Source organism: Stenotrophomonas sp. 05N423, assembly GCF_056397145.1.
Genome location: NZ_JBFTMV010000010.1, coordinates 71,577 through 90,606 on the forward strand (window position 1 = coordinate 71,577; position 19,030 = coordinate 90,606).

Here is a 19,030-nt window from a genome sequence, read left to right on the forward strand (position 1 = left end):
CAATGCGTCCTACGACGCGCTTCCCACGCCGGCCGCGCGATGATCCCCGACCACCCTGCAGACGAGCCCCGCGTGCGCCCGACCCGCCTCCGATCCTCCGCCCCCTGGTTGCTGTTGCTGGCCCTGATCGTGGCCAGCCTGCTGGCCGGGCTCGGCATGCGCGAACCTTCCCCGCCGGACGAGCCGCGCTTCGTGCTGGCCGCGCGGCAGATGGTGGAGACCGGCCAATGGCTGCTGCCGCACCGCGGCAGCGAGCTGTACGCGGAGAAGCCGCCGACCTTCATGTGGATACAGGCTGCCACCTACAAGGTGCTGGGCAACTGGAACATCGCCTTCCTGCTGCCGTCGCTGCTGTCCGCGCTGCTGACCCTGTGGCTGACCTGGGATCTGTCGCGACGGTTGTGGAACCGGCGCGTGGCGCGCTACGCGGTGCTGGGCTTGTTCGTGTGCATCCAGTTCGGGTTGATGGCCAAGCGCGCGCAGATCGACATGGTGCTGGTGGGCATGACCACGCTGTCGTTGTGGGCGCTGCTGCGGCACCTGCTGCTGGGGCCGGACTGGAAGCTGCTGGCACTGGGCGCCTTCGCCGCCGGCGTCGGCACGGTGACCAAGGGCGTGGGCTTCCTGCCGCTGCTGGCGCTGCTGCCCTGGGCCATCTGGCGCTGGCGGCACCCGGGGGCGGCCGGCGCCGGGCGCGGCTGGGGCTGGTGGCTGATCCTGCCGCTGTTCATCGCCGGCACCTGCGTGTGGCTGGCGCCGCTGGGCATCGCCCTGCTGCACAACCCCGACCCGCATCTGCAGTCCTACGCGCAGGAACTGCTGTTCAAGCAGACCGGCACCCGCTATGCCAACGCCTGGCACCACAAGCAGCCTGCCTGGTACTACCTGCAGGTGATCGCCACGCTGTGGCTGCCCGGCAGCCTGCTGTTGCCGTGGCTGGTACCGGCCTGGTGGCGCCGCCTGCGCCGCGCCGATCCACGCTACATCGTGCTGCTGGGCTGGGCGCTGCTGGTGCTGCTGTTCTTCAGCGCCAGCCCGGGCAAGCGCGAGGTCTACATCCTGCCGATGCTGCCGGCGTTGGCGGTAGCGGCCGCGCCGCTGCTGGCCGGGCTGCTGCGGCGCACCGGCGTGCGCTGGGCGCTGCTGCTGTACGTGCTGCTGCTGGCGGTGGCGACACTGGCCATCGGCTATGGCGCGCTGCACGGCGACGGCTGGGCGCAGCGCAACGCGGCCAAGCGTGCGATCGACCCGTGGGTGCTGCCGCAGGTCGGCGCCTGGCTGCTGGGCTTCGGCATCGCGGCGCTGGCGCTGGTGGCATCGCTGCGCCTGCGCCGCGCCGGGCTGGCGGCGGTGCTGGCCACGGTGCTGCTGTGGGCGATGTACGGGCTGGGCCTGATGCCGGCGCTGGATCCCTACAGCTCGGCCGCGGCGGTCATGGACAAGGCGCGCCAGCGCATCGGCGACGGTGAACTGGGCATGGTCGCCTGGCGCGAGCAGAACCTGCTGCAGACCCACCCGCAGGCGGCGGACTTCGGTTTCAAGCGCCCATGGTCCGAACAGTGGGAACTGGCCGGGCAGTGGGTGGCAGCCGCCCCGGAGCGACGCTGGCTGTTCGTCCTCAAGCAGGCGATGACGCCCTGCGCCGACCCGGCCCGGGTGATCGATATCGGCAGCGCCAACCGCAACGAGTGGCAGCTGCTGCCGGGCACCGCGCTGGACACCGCCTGCGTGGCCGCCAGCCACGGCCAGGTGCCCGAAACCCCGGACGAAACCAACGACGACTGAACCCGGCGGGGCATCAACGCCCCGCCAACGCGCTTCCGACCAGTCTCCGACATGCCGGGAACGACCATGCCGCCATTCACCGTCGATGGCGTACCGCTCCTGTGCCTGCCGTTCCTTCCTCGCCTACCCCCTATGCATTGCCGGCCGGTGGGCTTGCCGCCACCCGGCGCGGTTTTCTTGCCCGCCACCTGCTGGTTCCGCTCCTGCTCGCGCTGGCCGCGAGCGCGGTGCTGATGGCCGGCAATGGCGACCAGTGGCTGGCCGACCTGCTCTATCGCTGGGAAGGCAGCCAATGGGCACTCAAGGAATCCTGGTGGACCAGCCATGTGATCCATCGCGGCGGCAAGAACCTGAGCACCCTCGCCGCCCTGCTGGTGATCCTGGCCCTGCTGCGCGCCTGCTTCGACGCCCGCTGGAAGCCGCTGCGCAAACCACTGCTGTACCTGCTGCTGGCGGTGGGCCTGTCCACCGGCATGGTCGCCCTGCTCAAGTCCATGACCCAGATGGATTGCCCCTGGGACCTGCAGCGCTACGGCGGCCTGCGCCCCTTCATCGGCCTGTTCCAGCCGCGCCCGGTCATGCTGGGCCATGCCGCCTGCTTCCCCGCAGGCCATGCCAGTGCTGGTTATGGCTGGGTCGGGCTGTACTTTTTCGTCCTGCTGGTGCGCCCAGGCTGGCGCTGGGGAGCGCTGGCGGTGGCCGTGGCCACCGGTCTGGTGTTCGGCATCTCCCAGCAGCTGCGCGGCGCGCACTTTCTCTCGCATGATGTGTGGTCGCTGGCGGTCAGCTGGACCGTGGCGGTACTGCTCTACCTGCTGATGTTCCCACCGGCCAAGGCCACCATGTCCAAGGAAGAAGCACGCGCATGAGCACGGCCTCCCCGCACCTGCCCGCATCGACCACCGCGTTCGCGCGGCTGCGCCAATGGCGCCCGGAAATCACCACCGAAACGCTGATCCTGCTGGCCAGCGCGTTCTTCGCCCTGGTCTGCAATGGCCTGTTCTGGCGCGACGCCATGGCCACCAACCCCGGCAGCGTGCTGTTCGCGCTGTCGCTGTTCGCCCTGCTGATGGGCGTGCACGCGCTGCTGTTCGGCCTGCTGGTGTGGCGCTGGAACGCCAAGGTGCTGCTGACGATCCTGTTCGTCACCACCGCCTTCGCCACGCATTACATGAACAGCTTCAACGTCTACCTGGACGCGGACATGCTGCGCAACGTGCTGGCCACCGACCACAAGGAATCGCGCGAGCTGATGACGCCCGCGCTGCTCCTGCCGCTGATCGGCTACGCGCTGCTGCCGTGCGTGCTGCTGTGGCGCGTGCGCCTGCGCCGCCGCAGCTGGGGCCGGGCCCTGCTGTGGCGCCTGCTGTTCCTGGTGGGCGTGGTGGTGGTGACCGGCGCCGGCACGCTGGCCTCGTTCCAGAACGTGTCGGCGCTGATGCGCAACCACCGCGAGGTGCGTTACCTCGCCACCCCGGTGAACTACCTGATTGCGCTGAAGCAGAACCTGGTCACCTCCAACCCGATCAAGAACCAGCCCAAGCTGCCGCTCGGTACCGACGCCAAAGCCACGCCGCGCGCGGCCGGCAGCAAGCCGCGCCTGCTGGTGCTGGTGGTCGGCGAAACCGTGCGCGCGCAGAACTGGGGCCTCAACGGCTACGACCGCCAGACCACGCCCGAACTGGCGCAGGCCGGCGTGATCAACTTCCCCGACATGCATTCCTGCGGCACCAGCACCGAGGTCTCGCTGCCGTGCATGTTCTCGCCGTTCGGCCGCCACGACTACGACGAGAAGAAGATCCGCTCCCACCAGTCGCTGCTGCACGTGCTCGAACACGCCGGCATCGCCACGCTGTGGCGCGACAACCAGTCCGGCTGCAAGGGCGTGTGCGAGGGACTGGCCATCCAGCGCCTGGACGATGCGACCAAGCACGGCCTGTGCGCCGACGGCCGCTGCATGGACGAGATCCTGCTCGACGACCTCGCCGCGCAGGTGCGCGCCAAGCCGGGCGACCGCGTCGTCGTCCTGCATCAGCTGGGCAACCACGGCCCGAGCTACTTCCAGCGCTACCCGGCGCAGTTCCGCCAGTTCGCGCCGACCTGCGACACCGCGGACCTGGGCAAATGCAGCCGCGAGCAGATCGTCAACGCCTACGACAACGCAGTGCGCTACACCGACCACTTCCTGGCCCAGACCATCGCCACCCTGCGCGGCCTGGACGACTACGACACGGCCATGATCTACCTCTCCGACCACGGCGAATCGCTGGGCGAGAAGGGCCTGTACCTGCATGGCGTGCCGTATGCGATCGCGCCCGACGAACAGACCCGCGTACCGATGGTGATGTGGTTCTCGCCGCAGTTCGCCGCCGACCGCGGCCTGGACCTGCAGTGCCTGCGCGACCGTGCGCACCGCCGCACCGACCAAGACAACCTGTTCCCGTCGGTGCTGGGGCTGATGCAGGTCACCACCTCGGTCTACGCACGCGACCGCGACCTGTTCGCCGGTTGCGGAGGGTAAGCCCTCGTCTCCCGCAGGAGCGTCGTCGGTCACGACCGATGTCGCTCCTGCAAGGAAAGCGAGGGAAGATGGATCCGCCTGCACCCGGAGAACCACCATGGCCACCTTCCCGCAATGGCTGCCCTGGGCCCTGCTGTCGGCCGCCTTCGCCGCGCTGACCGCGATCTTCGCCAAGCTCGGCCTGCAGCAGGTCGATGCCGACCTGGCGATGCTGCTGCGCACCGTCGCCATCGTCGCGGTGCTGGGCCTGTTCGTGGCGGCGACCGGCAAATGGAGCAATCCGCTGATGCTGCCGGGCAAAACCCTGCTCTGGCTGCTGCTCTCGGCGCTGGCTACCGGTGCCTCGTGGCTTTGCTATTTCCGCGCACTGCAACGCGGCCCCGCTTCGCAGGTGGCGCCGGTGGACAAGCTCAGCGTGGTGCTGGTGGCGGTGTTCGCCTTCGCCTTCCTGCACGAACGCCTGGCCTGGCGCGAATGGCTGGGCGTGGCGATGATCGGCGGCGGCGTGCTGCTGATGGCGCTCAAGCGCTGACCGCCCCCGCTCCCCGCGGGAGCGCCTTCAGCTCACCCGGCGCAGCTCCTCGCCCCGCTCCACTTGCCGCCGTCGCCGCGGCCCTCTAGCCTTCGCCGGTCCAACACCACCGGGGAATCGCGTGAAACAACGTCATCTGCTGCTGGCCCTCGCCGTGAGCGCCGGCGTGCTGTCGCTGGCCGCCTGCAACAAGGAAGCCGCCACCGGCACCACCGCGCCGGCGGCGCAGACCGCGCCGGCCGAGAGCGCCGACCAGTTCATCGCCCGGGTCAACGCCGAGTACAAGGCCATGTACCCGGAAATGACCTCGGCGCAGTGGCTGTCGTCCACCTACATCAACGACGATTCCGCGCGCGTGGCGGCCAAGGCCAACGAGCGCTGGCTGACCACGCTCAACGGCTGGATCGAACAGGCCGGCAAGTACGAAGGCCAGCCGATGAGCGAGGACACCAGTCGTGCCCTGCACCTGCTCAAGCTGATGACCGCCATGCCCGCCCCGCGCGACCCGGCCAAGCTGGCCGAACTGGCCGGCATCGCCACCAAGCTGGAGGGCGACTACGGCGCCGGTACCTACTGCACCGGCGAAGGCGACCAGCAGAACTGCCGCCAGCTCGGCGAACTGGAACAGGTGCTGGCGCGCTCGCACGACTACGACAAGCAGCTCGATGCCTGGCAGGGCTGGCACTCCACCGCCGTGGCCTCGCGCAAGCCGTACCAGCGCTTCGCCGAACTGGTCAACGAAGGCGCGCGCGAACTCGGCTACACCGATGCCGGGCAGATGTGGCGCGCCGGCTACGACATGCCGGCCGAACAGGTCGGCCCGGAAACCGACCGCCTATGGGAGCAGGTCAAGCCGCTGTACGAACAGCTGCACTGCTACACCCGCGCCAAACTGGACAAGGAATACGGCAAGGACAAGGCCGAAGTCGGCGGCGGCCTGATCGCCGCGCACCTGACCGGCAACATGTGGCAGCAGGACTGGAGCAACCTGTGGGACCAGCTGCAGCCTTACCCCGGCGCCGGCAGCCTGGACATCACCGCCGCGCTGGAGAAGCAACACCAGGGCAACCTGAGCGCCGCGCTGGCCAAGGCCGGCACCAATGCCGACGTCGCCGCCCGCTTCAAGGCCCAGCGCGAGGCCGAACTTGCCACCGCCAAACAGATGACCGAGCGCGCGCAGGACTTCTACGTGTCCCTGGGCATGCCCAAGCTGCCGCCGGGCTACTGGCAGAACACCCAGTTCATCAAGCCGCTGGACCGCAACGTGGTCTGCCACGCCAGCGCCTGGGACATGAACATGGGCGGCGACGGCAAGGACGTGGGCGCGGACGTGCGCACCAAGATGTGCATCACCCCCACCGAAGAACACTTCACCACCATCTACCACGAGCTGGGCCACATCTATTACGACCTGGCCTACAACCCGCTGCCGCCGCTGTTCCAGGGCGGCGCCAACGACGGCTTCCACGAAGCCATCGGCGACACCATCGTGCTGGCGATGACCCCGCAGTACCTGAACTCCATCGGCCTGGTCGACAAGCCGCAGGAAAGCCGCGAGGCCACCATCAACGCGCAGATGCGCATGGCGCTGAGCGGCGTGTCGTTCCTGCCGTTCGGCCTGATGATCGACCGCTGGCGCTGGGGCGTGTTCGACGGCTCGATCAAGCCCGAGCAGTACAACCAGAAGTGGTGGGAACTGAAGGCCCAGTACCAGGGCGTGGCGCCGGCCAGCGCGCGCGGCGAGGAATACTTCGACGCCGGCGCCAAGTACCACGTGCCGGGCAACACCCCGTACCTGCGCTACTTCCTGGCGCGCATCCTGCAGTACCAGTTCTACAAGGGCCTGTGCGACGCGGCCGGTTACACCGGCCCGCTCAACCAGTGCACCTTCTACGGCAACAAGGAGGCCGGCCAGAAATACTGGGCCATGCTCAGCAAGGGCGCCAGCCAGCCGTGGCAGGCCACCCTCAAGGAACTGACCGGCACCGAGAAACTGGACGCCGCGCCGATGCTGGAATACTTCGCCCCGCTGCAGGAATGGCTCAAGCAGCAGAACGAAGGGCAGATGTGCGGTTGGCAGGCGGGCACCCCGCAGCCGGTGAAGCCGGCGGCGCCGTAAGGCTGGATTGAAGCGTGGAGACGAAGGGCGCCTCAAGGCGCCCTTCGTTCAAGTGAAACCCGCGCGTGCCCCGCATCTCGACATCACCTTCAAGCACCGCCCATGACCGACATTTCCGCAAGCAGCCTTCCTGAACTTCCTCCTGCCCCGGTAACACCACCGTCCTCACGGGGAATCATCTGGCTGCTCACCGGCCTGATCTCCAGCATCGTCGCTGCCATCGCCATCACCCTGATCGGCGTGTGGGTTTTCCCGCAGTTCTCCGACACTTTCACCGCCTTCAGCCTGTCCGGCAACAACCTGCCGCTGCTCACGCGGCTGACCACCCGCTTCTACCCCACCATCTGGCTCGCCCCGGTTCTCGTGGTCCTGATCCGCCTGCTTTGGCCCAGCAAGGCCCACTGCGTGATCGCCGCCGGCGTATTTGGGCTGCTTACGTTGTTCGGCGGAGTACCGCTGGTCTTTCTGTCGGCCTACCTGCCGATTTTCCAGTTGTCCTCGACGTTGTAGCCTCCATGGCCCCGGACCGACGCGAGCGGCCAAGAGCCGATGCAACCAACAGGTTGATATCGAAACACCGGCAGCACCGTGAAGCCGGGGCAAAACCAGAGCACGAAGGGCTCCCTATGGAGCCCTTCGCTTTTCTGCATCGAACCACGCCACCATCCTGGCTAAGCCACATCCCGTTACACCCGCAGACCGGCGGGTGTATTCGTTACAACGTCATTCCCGCGGCATAACGCCTATGCAAAGCCATCCTGCCAAAACGCTCAATATCCCCCCAAGCAACTGACGTATAAGGGGAAAGCCATGCGTTGCCAGCCCAATGGAAGTGGGCCATGATCCGCACTACACCGCACTTAGGCGGTCCAATAGGCGTTAGGCCTCATGGAAAGTTTCGCTCTAGCCACACTGCTCATGTTTGCTCTCGTCGCACCTGCTGGCTCTAGTGAGCCTCCGGAGTTGCTTTCAGTGTATGACGGGTGGGGTACTCATTACATCCCCGGCTTTGGCAAAGTATCGGGCACTTGGTCAGTTCAGTGCGGTAAGGTCCAGGTCCCTGTGCGAGCCATCGAGAACTCTGAGGAGGGGCCACAGCCGTCTGCTGAGCGCATCCATGAACTTCGAGCTACCAATACGGCAACTTTGGCTTCCTTGGCCGCTGCAGGAAATGCGTGCCCCAAGCCCGCGTTCTCTGCTGAGGCCTAACAATTCATTCAAGCCGAACCCGCCTCGCGGGTCGGCTTAATTCAGGCGTTAGGCAACTTATGGAGCATCAATGAGCGCAATCCGAAACCAGTCGTTTGCTATCGCCAGTGAAGAAGCATGTCGTTTGTGGGCATACTGCGGCGCTCAATATGTGGAAGATGACGCATTGCTCAAAGAGATCGCACACCAAATCCTGAGGTCGATTAGCGTATTTTCGCTTAACGCGCGCCGTGTGCTTGAGACTTTCCCTAAAGAAACTAAGTTTGCTGCTACAAGCTCACCCTGGTCAGGCAAGACGACCATCGAAGGCTTGGAGACAGATCTTTGGGAAAGTTTGGCACTAGCAATCCATGCAACTGACCTGAAAGTTCAGTTCTCGGAGCTGACAGAAGGAACGTATATTGCCGGGGCAAAGGTGGTTAGCCATGCATCCGTCTCTACCGATCGAAAATTTGGGAGAGCTATTTCACCCTTCGCAATGGCATACAGCTTTCTCGCCAATGTCGCACCACACTTCAAAGCGCAGGCGGCGTCGCAAGTTGCCTAACAATTCATTCAAGCCGACGCCGCTTCGCGGCGCGGCTTAATTCAGGCGTTAGGCCGCAGGAGTTGCAAACATGGATTCACCCGAGCAGCCAAAGGAATCCAATCTCGAACATGTAGTGTCACTTAGTGGCAGCGATGTTCAGGCTATTGATTCGGCTCTACTCAGCAAGTTGCGTTCAAGTTGGAGCGAGGCAAGAACCGTTGTAGATGGCGCATACTCTGTGCTGGCTTCCCTGTATCCGGCGGTGCCGGACGTATTCCTCTCATACAGGCTTCGCAAGCTCGTGGCGACGGGAGCTGTGGAGGCAATTGGTCAAGTAGATCGACAGCTCAACTATCAAGTCCGGATCAGCCTCCTTGCACCGGCGGCCTAACAGTTCATTCAAGCCAAACCCGCTTCGCGGGTCGGCCTAGTTCCAGAGCTAGGCTGCATGGACACATCTCAGTCAACAACACAGATAGTGGGACGTGGTTTCAGCCGCGTTTCCGCCGACTTCACCAAGCAAATCAAGCAGCACGGGTTTTCCAAGCACCGGACCAGGTTCTGGATCCGCGCGACTGACGGCAGGGTTGATGTCATCCATTTTCATCGCTACGGGATCAGCTATGGAACCCCTCTCAACAACTCCGTAAGCATCCGCGTCCACTTTGCCAGCCATCCCAATGAGCTTTCCGACCCCATTTATCTCAACGGCCCGTCAAGCGATGCGCTTAGAGATTCAAGTGGAGCCGCATATCACCTTGCATTCGACGCGCTGAGCTGGGACACATATGACCGCTGCCTTGAGGACCTGGTTCGCGTCACGCTTGAGCATGGCTTTCCCTGGTTTGCCAGTCAGCATGCACAGGCCTAACAGTTCATCCAAGCCGAAGCCGCTCGCAGCCCAGCTTTATTCTGGTGTCAGGCTGCCGGGCAAAGCGATGAACACCATATTTTTCATGGCCACATTGCTGCTGCCGCTCTCGACTCTTGCGGGCGACAACGCGACCACTGCGCCGGAACGCCTTGTCGGACAGTGGGCCGGGAGCCCCGACTCCTGCGGATCGGACACCGATGACCTGACTCTTCGCATTGCCCGCAACCATATTACGTACTGGGAAAGTAATGGCCCGATCAAGGCGGTCGTGGTTCGCGGAGACACCGAGATCGCCCTGATGGGTGAAGGCGAAACGTAGCTTTCCGCCACGCATTTCATGCTCTCCCGAGATGGAAGTCGACTGGTCGACAATACGACTTTGCCGGGTACGGAATTGGTACGTTACAGGTGCCCAGGCGCTGCCGACATGCAACCTGAAACCTCATCCAAGCCTGCATTGCCTCGCGGCGCTGCTTAGTCCAGACCTCGAATATCGGTCCAGCCCATGCAGATCCGACAAGCGCAAGACTCCGACCTCGACGCGATGTGGCACATATGCCAGGCGGTCATTGCCGCGGGTGATGCGCTGCCATTCTCGGACGACTTCGACCGGGACACCTTCCGGTCGCACTGGTTCGGGTCGCAGGTGTCGTTCGTTGCCACGACGAAAGCGGGCATCGTGGGCATGTACAAGTTCGGGGCGAACTACCCCGGACGTGGCGCGCATGTGGCGAGTGCCACCTATCTGGTCAGCCCGGAGGCGCAGGGCCGGGGGATCGGGCGGGCGCTTGTCGAGCACAGCCTTGCCCAGGCGCAGGACGCCGGCTACAGGGCCATGCAGTTCAACTATGTGGTGAGCACCAATGCGCCAGCGGTCGAACTGTACAAGCGGCTGGGGTTCGACATCGCTGGCACTCTGCCCAAGTCTTTTCGTCACAAGCAATTGGGTCTGGTGGACGCTTATGTCATGTACAAGCACTTGTCACAAGGCACTTGAACAACTGCTCCAGCCTGCGCCGCCCGGCGGCTTGAATTACGGAACGGAACTGAAAGAGGGGCACCGTGATCCCGTTGATCATGTTCATGTGCGCTCCAGCCCTCGCTTCTTCGTATCCGCTACTTGCACCCTGGCGAAGATCCAGTCTCTGCATAGGGCTGATCACCTGGTTTGCAGGCCGGCTTTTCGATTCAAACCAGTACGGTCGGCCGCAGAATTCCGTGCTTATCAGCGTCGTGCTGGCCGTCTTTGCCATCGGCACCCTCATCCCGATCATCCATCATGATCTTTCTTCCCGTGTCCGCCACCGTCAACGCCCACGATCAGGATTGCGAGAAGAGAGATCCTGGGAACTGGCCATGCCGACACGGCTTCGCAGGACGGTATACATGCGAAATGCTTGATGTATCGATCAGGTACACAGCCGGCTTCGCGAAAATGACCGGAACCTCGCCACGGCGATCCGTTCGTCCCTGCGTGCCATTGCGGCATGATGGACTCATCCGGTAAAACGCCGAAGCGCCCTGCAGGAAACCCGCATCATGTTCCTTTACTACGGCATCAGCTTCGTCATCAGCCTGCTGGCATTGGCGGCCTGGACGATCGTCGCCGTGACGCATGTGCCTGCGTATCACGGCGACGGCACCGGCTCCGACGGCGTCGTGATTCTGCTTTACCTGTCGCTCTGGCCTGTCGGCCTGCTGCTGGCGCACTCCGCCGGGCTGGCATGGATCGTACGCGCGAGACATCCCGCATCAATCCTGCAAGGCCGCAAGGGTCTGGCTCTGCACGGTGTGCTGGGCACCGGCTTTTCCCTGTATGCGCTGTACCTGTTCCATCTTCCATCCAGGCTGAAGCCACACGCCTCCTCATACGACAAGGGCGCCTTTCGGCGCCCTTGTCCGTTCACGCCCGGCCACAATTCAATGCGTAGCCACAGCGTCCTTCCCGCCGATGCCAAGCTCCACAGCCAGATTGCGCTTCCAGGTGTCGAAGTCGATGCCCTGCTCCGCCGCTTCAGCATGGGCGGCATCCTTCAATGCGTCGGAGTACATCAGCCGCACGGGGGTACCACTGCGTTCATGCAGTTCGGCGGCCTGCATGATCAGCGCCAGCACGCGGGCGGCGCTGGGGGTTTCGCCGGCGATCTTGCCGTCCATGCCCAGCACCCATTCGCCGTCGCGGCGGACGATGCCGGCCAGCAGGGTGCGCTGCTGATCGCGCAGTTCGGCATGCGGTTCCACCGCGGCCTTCGGCGCCGGGTTGGCGGCGGCCTGGTTGCGCTCGCGCTCGGCCAGCTTCTTCTTCGCCTCGCGGCGACCCTTGGAATGGATGGACATGGTGGCAGCTTCCGGTGACGGCCGCGGTGGCCGGTAGTGGGGAGAGTGACGCAGGCGAGGTGATGCGGAAATGGACGCCGGGCCTAGATGTGCATGTGCGGGCCAGCCAGGTGGCGCTCGCGGCGGTGTTCCCAGTACCAGAACGCGAAACCCAGCAGCATGAAGCCGGCCATGCCCAGCGCCAGGTGCAGCGGCCGGCCGCTCAGCAGCGGCGAAACCACGCCAGCCACCAGGGTGCTGATCATCAGCTGCACGAAGGCCTGCAGCGACGAGGCCAGACCGCGCTGCTGCGGGTACATGTCCAGCACCGCCAGCGCCAGCACCGGGAAGATCAGCGCGGTGCCCAGGCCACCGAGAAAGATGGGCAATACCGCCCACGGCAGCTGCAACTGCTCCACCGATGCGGCGTAGGCGATGTTCAGCACCGCCGAAAACGCGCAGCAGGCGAAGCCGATGCTTATCTGCCGCACCGGCAACGTGCGCCCGGCCATGCGCCCGGACAGGAACGCGCCGGTGGTCATGCCGCCGATGGTGGGGATGAACAGCCAGGCGAAGCCACCTTCGCCCAGGCGTAGATGCTGCATCACGAACACCGGCGCCGAGGCGATGTACAGGAAGATGCCGCCGAAGTTGACGCTGCCGGCCAGCGCCAGGCGCAGGAAGCGCGGATTGAAGCCGATGCGCACGTAGTCGCGCAGCAGGCCGCGCGGCGACAGCCCGGTACGCGCCTCGGCGGGGTGCGTTTCCGGCAGCCAGCGCGCGGTGGCGGCGAGCAGCAGCAGCGAGAACACCACCAGGAACCAGAAGATCAGCGGCCAGTCGCCGCCGCCGAGCAGTATCCAGCCGCCGATGATGGGCGCGATGGCCGGGGCGATGCCGAAGATCATCGACACCTGGCTCATCAGCCGCTGCGCGTCGGCGCCGTGGTACAGGTCACGGATCACCGCGCGGCCGACGATCATGCCCACGCCGGCGGAAACGCCCTGCAGCGCGCGGAACACCAGCAGCGTGCCCAGGTGGGTGGACAGCGCGCAGCCAACCGACGCCACGACGAACAGCACCAGCCCGCCGAGGATCACCCGCTTGCGCCCCCAGGCATCGGACAGCGGGCCGTGCGCCAGGCTCATCAGGCCGTAGAACAGCAGGTAGACGCTGATGGTCTGCTGCACCGCCACCTCGTCCACCGCCAGCTCCCGCGCCAGCAGCGGGAACGCGGGGAAGATGGTGTCGATGGAGAACGGCCCGAACATGGACAGCCCGGCGAGCAGCAGGGCCAGGCGGCGGGTGGAGGGCGAAGCGGCAGTCATGGGGTATCCGGCGGGGCGTGCGCGGGACGCACGACAGGCGCCGGCCCTGTTCGGGCGGCGCCTGGGGAAAACGGGAAGCTGCGCATGATAGGCGCCCGGCGGCGGCGGCGCCATGCGGGCCGGCCGGATGCGCCCACCGAAACCCCGCACGTTCAGCCTGGCGGCCGCGCAAGCGACCGGGGCCAGCGGCTATAATCGGCGCGCAACACGGTGGGAGAAGCGGTTCATCGCTGCCGAAGGCGCAAACGCCCGTAATCGCTCAGGCCCGATACCACCTGCGTCAAAACTCTGGAGAGACCGGTTCAATCCGGCGCCGAAGGTGCACGAGGCGCGCGACCCGCAGGTCGCGCCTTCCAAACTCTCAGGCAAAAGGACAGAGGGGCACGAGGCGAGCCGCCGGCTTGCCGGCCGTGGTGCCGCGTGCGCGGAACCCCCGCCGGACCGGAGGGGCTCGCCGACCCAGCCCCGCACGCCACCCTCCGGACGTCCGTCATGCCCCAGAACACGCCTTCGCTGCGCGAACTCGAACACGCCTCCGCCTTCGTCGACCGCCACATCGGTCCCAACGATGCCGAAATCGCGCAGATGCTGCGCGTGGTCGGCCATGACTCGCTCGATGCGCTGACCGATGCCATCGTCCCCGGCGCGATCAAGTCGCCCGCCCCGCTGGCCCTGCCCGAGTCGCTGACCGAAGTGCAGGCGCTGGCGAAGATCCGCGCCATCGCCGGCAAGAACAAGGTGCTGCGCAGCTTCATCGGCCAAGGCTATTACGGCACCCACACGCCGAACGTGATCCTGCGCAACATCCTCGAAAACCCGGCCTGGTACACCGCCTACACCCCGTACCAGGCGGAAATCTCGCAGGGCCGCATGGAAGCGCTGATCAACTTCCAGCAGATGGTCGCCGACCTGACCGGCATGGAGATCGCCAACGCCTCGCTGCTGGACGAAGCCACCGCCGCCGCCGAAGCCATGACCCTGGCCAAGCGCTCGGCCAAGTCGAAGTCGGACGTGTTCTTCGTGCACGACGCGGTGCACCCGCAGACGCTGGAACTGCTGCGCACCCGCGCCGAGCCGATGGGCATCGTGCTGCGCGTGGGCACCCCGGCAGAAGCGCTGGAAGCCGATTCCTTCGGCGTGCTGCTGCAGTACCCGGACAGCTTCGGCCACATCGGCGACCACAAGGCGCTGGTCGAGGCCGTGCACGCCCGCCAGGGCCTGGTGGCGGTGGCCACCGACCTGCTGGCGCTGACCCTGATCGCCGCGCCCGGCGAATGGGGCGCGGACATCGTGGTCGGCAACAGCCAGCGCTTTGGCGTGCCGTTCGGCTTCGGTGGCCCGCACGCTGCGTTCATGGCCTGCCGCGACGCCTACAAGCGCTCGATGCCGGGCCGCCTGATCGGCGTGTCGGTCGATGCCGAAGGCAAGCCGGCCTACCGCCTCACCCTGCAGACCCGCGAGCAGCACATCCGCCGCGAGAAGGCCACGTCCAACATCTGCACCGCGCAGGTGCTGCTGGCGGTGATGGCCTCGATGTACGCCGTCTACCACGGCCCGGAAGGCCTGACCCGCATCGCCCGCCGTACCCACCGCCTGGCCGCCCTCCTGGCCGCGGCGCTGCGCACCGCCGGCGTGGACGTGGGCGAGCACTTCTTCGACACCCTGCACGTGCGCAACGTCGACGCCGCCGCGCTGCAGGCCAAGGCCGTGGCCGCGGGCATCAACCTGCGCGTGATCGACAGCGAAGCGGTGGGCATCAGCCTTGACGAAACCGCCACCCGCGATGACATCGTCGCGCTGGGCGCGGTGTTTGGCGCAACCGTCGACGTGGACGCGCTGGACGCGACCACCGCCGACGCGCTGCCGGCCGCGCTGGTACGCCAGTCCGCGTTCCTGACCCACCCGGTGTTCAACACCCACCACAGCGAGCACGAACTGCTGCGCTACCTGCGTTCGCTGGCCGACAAGGACCTGGCGATGGACCGCACGATGATCCCGCTGGGCTCGTGCACCATGAAGCTCAACGCCACCGCCGAGATGATCCCGGTGACCTGGCCGGAGTTCGCCAACATCCACCCGCTGGCCCCGGCCGACCAGGCGCAGGGCTACAAGGAACTGATCGACGGGCTGGAAGCGATGCTGGTGGAATGCACCGGCTACGACGCGGTGAGCCTGCAGCCCAACTCCGGCGCGCAGGGCGAATACGCCGGCCTGCTGGCGATCCGCGCCTACCACCAGTCGCGCGGCGAAGGCCACCGCGACATCTGCCTGATCCCGGATTCGGCGCACGGCACCAACCCGGCCTCGGCGCAGATGTGCGGCATGAAGGTGGTGGTCACCAAGACCGACGCCAACGGCAATGTCGACGTCGAGGACATCCGCGTCAACGCCGAGAAGTACAGCGACCGCCTGGCCGCGATCATGATGACCTACCCCTCCACGCACGGCGTGTTCGAGGAAGAGGTGGTGGAGATCTGCCAGATCATCCACCAGCATGGCGGCCAGGTGTACACCGACGGCGCCAACATGAACGCCCTGGTCGGCGTGGCCAAGCCCGGCAAGTGGGGCTCGGACGTGTCGCACCTGAACCTGCACAAGACCTTCTGCATCCCGCACGGCGGCGGCGGTCCGGGCGTGGGCCCGTGCGCGGTCAAGTCGCACCTGGCGCCGTTCCTGCCGGGCGCGCTGGTCGCCGACGGCCTGCGCACCCAGGGCGTGGGCAACGGCGCCATGGTTTCGGCCGCCACCTTCGGCAGCGCCTCGATCCTGCCGATCAGCTGGATGTACATCGCGCTGATGGGCGCAGCCGGCCTGCGCAAGGCCACCCAGGTCGCCCTGCTCAACGCCAACTACATCGCAAAGCGCCTGGCCCCGCACTACAAGACCCTGTACACCGGCCGCAACGGCCTGGTGGCGCACGAGTGCATCCTCGACGTGCGCCCGCTGGAAAAGACCTCCGGCATTGGCGCCGAGGACGTGGCCAAGCGCCTGATCGACTTCGGCTTCCACGCCCCGACCCTGAGCTTCCCGGTCGCCGGCACGCTGATGGTCGAGCCGACCGAGAGCGAATCGCAGTGCGAGCTGGACCGCTTCATCGACGCGATGATCCAGATCCGCGCCGAAATCCAGGCGATCGAGGACGGCCGCCTGGACCGCGAGGACAACCCGCTCAAGCACGCCCCGCACACCGCCACCGCGGTATCGGCCAGCGAGTGGACCCACGCCTACCCGCGCGAGCTGGCGGCGTTCCCGCTGCCGTCGCTGAAGCAGTCCAAGTACTGGCCGCCGGTGGCGCGCGTGGACAACGTGTACGGCGACAAGAACATCATGTGCGCCTGCATCCCGGTGGATGCCTACAAGGAAGACGTCGAGGCCTGATGGGGCCGAGATAGATGGAAAAGAAACGGCCCGCGCAAGCGGGCCGTTTCCTTATGTAGCTCACCACCGGAACGCCTGCCCCGGATCAAGGTGAAGGCCAGTCGAACGCCTGTGCAGTGCCGCCATCAGCCTTGTCCATGCCCTGCGAGCGCGCCTGAATCTGCTCGCGCGAGGCGTTGCAGAACAGCACGGCGTTCTGCAAGCCGCCGAAACGGCTGTTGCTGACGGCGATGCACATGGTTTCGCTGGGAAACATGTTGGACGTGGTCTCGCATTTGACCTCTTGGTCGCGCCAGTCGCCCGGATAGACCTGCCTGGCTGCGGCATACAGGGACGCCAGTGTTTCTCTCAGAACCATCGGATCTGCGTCGGCCGTCGCCTGCTGGCGGATCGGCGTGCGCAACAGCAACGGCGGCTTGGAGCGCTGCACCGAGCCCAGGCAGTACAACGTCGCGGGCTCCACCACGGCCGCCTGCCGGCGGACGGCCTCCGGCGAAGGCGAAGCCACCGCATCCGCCACGACCGGAGCCGCCGGTGCCTGCGGCAAAGGCACGATGAACTTCAGTTCGCGTAACGCTCCCGCACGCCATACATGTACCTGCGCCTCGAAACCGGGCCGCAGGCGTTCGATGATGGCCGCCACATCGCCGGGCACGGCAACTGCCTGCCCGGCGATCTCGAGCACGATATCCATCGTCTCGAAACCACCCTGTCGTGCCGGGCTGCCATCGGCAACCCCGATGACCCAGGCGCCCCTCGGCGCCCCCAATCCCGACGCCTGCGCCAGTTCCGCGCCGACCACCCCGATCCTCATGCCCAGTCCCGCAGGCTTGGCATTGACGTCCACTGTTTGCGCCGTTGCCGATGGCATCACCGGTGGTGGTATCGCCTTGCCGCTCGGTACCCAGGCGATCACGTTGTACTTCGTGTTGAAGCCGCCGATCAGGCGGCGGTAGTCGCGCTCGGCCTTGTCCGCCTCACCGCGGGTGTCGTAGGGAAAGCACGACGAAAGTTCGGCTGGAATACCCGCGGCCTGCGCGACCTTCTTGAACTCCTCCCGATAGGAATGCGCCTGCTCCAGCGCCGCTGCCAAGGCGCGATCTCCCGGTACCGGCTTCTCGAATACGCCGCTGCTCACGGTCCATGCGATGTCGATGCGCCCTGGCACATCGGTCATGGTTGCATGGCAACGGAAATAGCGCGTCTGTGCCTGCTCCGGATTCCTGGCGACGAGTACGTCCGCTGGCGGCGTCCACGGCACGTCATGCCAGCTGCCGGCCTTCACGAAGAACGTGCGCCTGTCCCACAGCGCACGCTGCTCCTGGCGCAGTGCTTCGGCTTCGGCCCGTGTGCTCGTCGCAACACAGCTCTTCTCGCCCGCACCGCCCAGTCCCGCCGCATGGCGATGGAAGGCACCCGCCAGGCGGTTGAGGGCCTCCATGTCGTACGCCGCCACATCGGACTCGAATACCGGCGACGCCCATATCCGCGCGGGCGTATGCCCGATATCGGTCAACGTGCACAGGACGTAGCCCGTCGTCGGCGACTGCGCGGCGGCAACCCACGGCGACAGGCTCAGCGCAACAAGCGCCAGCACGACAAGACGATGCATGTTCGTTTCCCCTGTGATGCGGAGCCCCCTCCGCACCGGCCCGGTGGGCCGGCGAAGCAGTGTGCCATGAACCCTGTACCAGCCATGCGCTTGCCCCGCGCATTACCGAGTGATAACGTTCGTTATAACAATCACGAAATCCCGCCATGAAGCTCAAGATCACCAGCATCGGCAATTCGTCCGGCATCATCCTGCCCAAGGAGCTGCTCGCGCGCCTGCGCCTGGAAAAAGGCGACGAGCTCTATGCGCTGGAAACCCCCGACGGCATCCGCCTGACCGCCTTCGACCCGGAGCTTGCCGCGCAGATGGAAGTGGCCGAGTCCGTGATGCGCAAGCGCCGTACCCTGCTGCACAAGCTCGCGCAGTAAGGAGCCGCCATGATCGTCTGGATCAACCGCGCGCTCGCCCTCGCCGTCCACGACCGGCAACTGGCCGAGCATGGCGGCGCCAGCGGCGTGCGCGACGACACCCTGCTCGACTCCGCGCTCGCCCGCCCGCAGCAACTGCATGCCTATGGCGACCCGCCGCCGGATCTTGCCGATCTGGCGGCCAGCCTGGCCTATGGCCTGGCGCGCAACCATCCCTTCGTCGATGGCAACAAGCGCATGGCGGCCGTCGCCTGCGAAGTGTTCATCATGCTCAATGGCGGCGAGCTCGAAGCCGAAGACCTCGAGCTCTACCCGCTGTACCTCGGCCTGGCCGAAGGCTCCACCAGCGAAGCCGAATTCGCCGCCTGGCTGCGCCCGCGCATCCGCATCGATGCCGGTGGCCGCGTGCAGGAACCGCGTGCGAACTACGCCGGCTGAGGCGCGACGGTCGCGTCGCGC

The 19,030-nt window shown here is 66.1% G+C and carries 17 protein-coding genes and 1 riboswitch; of the genes, 14 read left to right on the forward strand and 3 right to left on the reverse strand.

What is annotated here, in order from left to right; translation table 11 throughout:
- Positions 1-39: 39 nt before the first annotated feature.
- The 11 genes from AC1DGW_RS14690 (at position 40) to AC1DGW_RS14740 (ending at position 10,566) form a co-directional block, all read left to right on the forward strand.
- Positions 40-1,785, forward strand: coding sequence for an ArnT family glycosyltransferase (locus AC1DGW_RS14690; RefSeq protein WP_478024351.1), 1,746 nt, complete (start codon positions 40-42; stop codon positions 1,783-1,785).
- A 101-nt stretch (positions 1,786-1,886) separates the two neighbouring features.
- Complete coding sequence (locus tag AC1DGW_RS14695; protein WP_478024353.1) at positions 1,887-2,654, forward strand: phosphatase PAP2 family protein; 768 nt, start codon at positions 1,887-1,889, stop codon at positions 2,652-2,654.
- A complete protein-coding gene (locus AC1DGW_RS14700; protein WP_478024356.1) occupies positions 2,651-4,306 on the forward strand; it encodes a phosphoethanolamine transferase in 1,656 nt (551 codons plus the stop codon). Before AC1DGW_RS14695 ends, AC1DGW_RS14700 begins: the two co-directional genes overlap by 4 nt.
- 97 nt (positions 4,307-4,403) lie before the next feature.
- A complete protein-coding gene (locus tag AC1DGW_RS14705) occupies positions 4,404-4,838 on the forward strand; it encodes an EamA family transporter (protein ID WP_478024358.1) in 435 nt (144 codons plus the stop codon).
- Positions 4,839-4,959: 121 nt separating this feature from the next.
- Positions 4,960-6,957 carry a M2 family metallopeptidase gene (locus AC1DGW_RS14710; RefSeq protein WP_478024362.1) on the forward strand — a complete coding sequence of 666 codons (1,998 nt, stop codon included), beginning with the start codon at positions 4,960-4,962 and terminating at the stop codon, positions 6,955-6,957.
- A gap of 102 nt (positions 6,958-7,059) precedes the next feature.
- Positions 7,060-7,467, forward strand: a complete 408-nt coding sequence (locus AC1DGW_RS14715) for a hypothetical protein (RefSeq protein WP_478024365.1) — start codon at positions 7,060-7,062, stop codon at positions 7,465-7,467.
- Between the two features lie 769 nt (positions 7,468-8,236).
- Positions 8,237-8,713 (forward strand): hypothetical protein, encoded by a 477-nt coding sequence (locus AC1DGW_RS14720; RefSeq protein WP_478024367.1) that lies wholly within the window; start codon positions 8,237-8,239, stop codon positions 8,711-8,713.
- 70 nt (positions 8,714-8,783) lie between these two features.
- The gene (locus tag AC1DGW_RS14725; protein ID WP_478024369.1) at positions 8,784-9,086 is read left to right on the forward strand and encodes a DUF3658 domain-containing protein; all 303 of its coding nucleotides are present in this window, start codon (positions 8,784-8,786) and stop codon (positions 9,084-9,086) included.
- 57 nt (positions 9,087-9,143) lie between these two features.
- The gene (locus AC1DGW_RS14730; protein ID WP_478024371.1) at positions 9,144-9,566 is read left to right on the forward strand and encodes a DUF4304 domain-containing protein; all 423 of its coding nucleotides are present in this window, start codon (positions 9,144-9,146) and stop codon (positions 9,564-9,566) included.
- Positions 9,567-9,633: 67 nt separating this feature from the next.
- Positions 9,634-9,888, forward strand: a complete 255-nt coding sequence (locus AC1DGW_RS14735) for a hypothetical protein (protein WP_478024374.1) — start codon at positions 9,634-9,636, stop codon at positions 9,886-9,888.
- 186 nt (positions 9,889-10,074) lie between these two features.
- Positions 10,075-10,566: an N-acetyltransferase family protein gene (locus AC1DGW_RS14740; protein WP_478024376.1), complete on the forward strand. Its 492-nt coding sequence runs from the start codon at positions 10,075-10,077 to the stop codon at positions 10,564-10,566.
- Positions 10,567-11,489: 923 nt separating this feature from the next.
- Here the strand turns inward: AC1DGW_RS14740 and AC1DGW_RS14745 are convergent.
- Together AC1DGW_RS14745 and AC1DGW_RS14750 are read right to left on the reverse strand one after the other, a co-directional pair.
- Positions 11,490-11,906, reverse strand: coding sequence for a hypothetical protein (locus AC1DGW_RS14745; RefSeq protein WP_478024378.1), 417 nt, complete (start codon positions 11,904-11,906; stop codon positions 11,490-11,492).
- 83 nt (positions 11,907-11,989) lie between these two features.
- Positions 11,990-13,213: a multidrug effflux MFS transporter gene (locus tag AC1DGW_RS14750; protein WP_478024380.1), complete on the reverse strand. Its 1,224-nt coding sequence runs from the start codon at positions 13,211-13,213 to the stop codon at positions 11,990-11,992.
- A 278-nt stretch (positions 13,214-13,491) separates the two neighbouring features.
- Positions 13,492-13,600, forward strand: a riboswitch (glycine riboswitch).
- A gap of 105 nt (positions 13,601-13,705) precedes the next feature.
- Between AC1DGW_RS14750 and gcvP the strand changes: the two genes are divergently transcribed.
- A complete protein-coding gene (gcvP, locus tag AC1DGW_RS14755) occupies positions 13,706-16,591 on the forward strand; it encodes an aminomethyl-transferring glycine dehydrogenase (protein WP_478024382.1) in 2,886 nt (961 codons plus the stop codon).
- Positions 16,592-16,676: 85 nt separating this feature from the next.
- Here gcvP and AC1DGW_RS14760 read toward each other — a convergent pair whose 3' ends face one another.
- Positions 16,677-18,203, reverse strand: coding sequence for a PDZ domain-containing protein (locus tag AC1DGW_RS14760; protein ID WP_478024384.1), 1,527 nt, complete (start codon positions 18,201-18,203; stop codon positions 16,677-16,679).
- Between the two features lie 146 nt (positions 18,204-18,349).
- Here AC1DGW_RS14760 and AC1DGW_RS14765 point away from each other — a divergent pair, with 146 nt between their 5' ends.
- Positions 18,350-18,571: an AbrB/MazE/SpoVT family DNA-binding domain-containing protein gene (locus AC1DGW_RS14765; protein ID WP_478024387.1), complete on the forward strand. Its 222-nt coding sequence runs from the start codon at positions 18,350-18,352 to the stop codon at positions 18,569-18,571.
- A gap of 9 nt (positions 18,572-18,580) precedes the next feature.
- Positions 18,581-19,009 carry a type II toxin-antitoxin system death-on-curing family toxin gene (locus AC1DGW_RS14770; protein WP_478024389.1) on the forward strand — a complete coding sequence of 143 codons (429 nt, stop codon included), beginning with the start codon at positions 18,581-18,583 and terminating at the stop codon, positions 19,007-19,009.
- The last annotated feature ends 21 nt before the right edge of the window (positions 19,010-19,030 follow it).

Excerpts from the sequence above, each read along its gene's own strand:
- AC1DGW_RS14690 (WP_478024351.1), top strand. The coding sequence starts at position 40 with ATGATCCCCGACCACCCTGCAGACGAGCCCCGCGTGCGCCCGACCCGC.
- AC1DGW_RS14700 (WP_478024356.1), top strand. The coding sequence starts at position 2,651 with ATGAGCACGGCCTCCCCGCACCTGCCCGCATCGACCACCGCGTTCGCG.
- AC1DGW_RS14705 (WP_478024358.1), top strand. The coding sequence starts at position 4,404 with ATGGCCACCTTCCCGCAATGGCTGCCCTGGGCCCTGCTGTCGGCCGCC.
- AC1DGW_RS14715 (WP_478024365.1), top strand. The coding sequence starts at position 7,060 with ATGACCGACATTTCCGCAAGCAGCCTTCCTGAACTTCCTCCTGCCCCG.
- AC1DGW_RS14720 (WP_478024367.1), top strand. The coding sequence starts at position 8,237 with ATGAGCGCAATCCGAAACCAGTCGTTTGCTATCGCCAGTGAAGAAGCA.
- AC1DGW_RS14725 (WP_478024369.1), top strand. The coding sequence starts at position 8,784 with ATGGATTCACCCGAGCAGCCAAAGGAATCCAATCTCGAACATGTAGTG.
- AC1DGW_RS14730 (WP_478024371.1), top strand. The coding sequence starts at position 9,144 with ATGGACACATCTCAGTCAACAACACAGATAGTGGGACGTGGTTTCAGC.
- AC1DGW_RS14735 (WP_478024374.1), top strand. The coding sequence starts at position 9,634 with ATGAACACCATATTTTTCATGGCCACATTGCTGCTGCCGCTCTCGACT.
- AC1DGW_RS14740 (WP_478024376.1), top strand. The coding sequence starts at position 10,075 with ATGCAGATCCGACAAGCGCAAGACTCCGACCTCGACGCGATGTGGCAC.
- AC1DGW_RS14745 (WP_478024378.1), bottom strand. The coding sequence starts at position 11,906 with ATGTCCATCCATTCCAAGGGTCGCCGCGAGGCGAAGAAGAAGCTGGCC.
- AC1DGW_RS14750 (WP_478024380.1), bottom strand. The coding sequence starts at position 13,213 with ATGACTGCCGCTTCGCCCTCCACCCGCCGCCTGGCCCTGCTGCTCGCC.
- gcvP (WP_478024382.1), top strand. The coding sequence starts at position 13,706 with ATGCCCCAGAACACGCCTTCGCTGCGCGAACTCGAACACGCCTCCGCC.
- AC1DGW_RS14760 (WP_478024384.1), bottom strand. The coding sequence starts at position 18,203 with ATGCATCGTCTTGTCGTGCTGGCGCTTGTTGCGCTGAGCCTGTCGCCG.
- AC1DGW_RS14765 (WP_478024387.1), top strand. The coding sequence starts at position 18,350 with ATGAAGCTCAAGATCACCAGCATCGGCAATTCGTCCGGCATCATCCTG.
- AC1DGW_RS14770 (WP_478024389.1), top strand. The coding sequence starts at position 18,581 with ATGATCGTCTGGATCAACCGCGCGCTCGCCCTCGCCGTCCACGACCGG.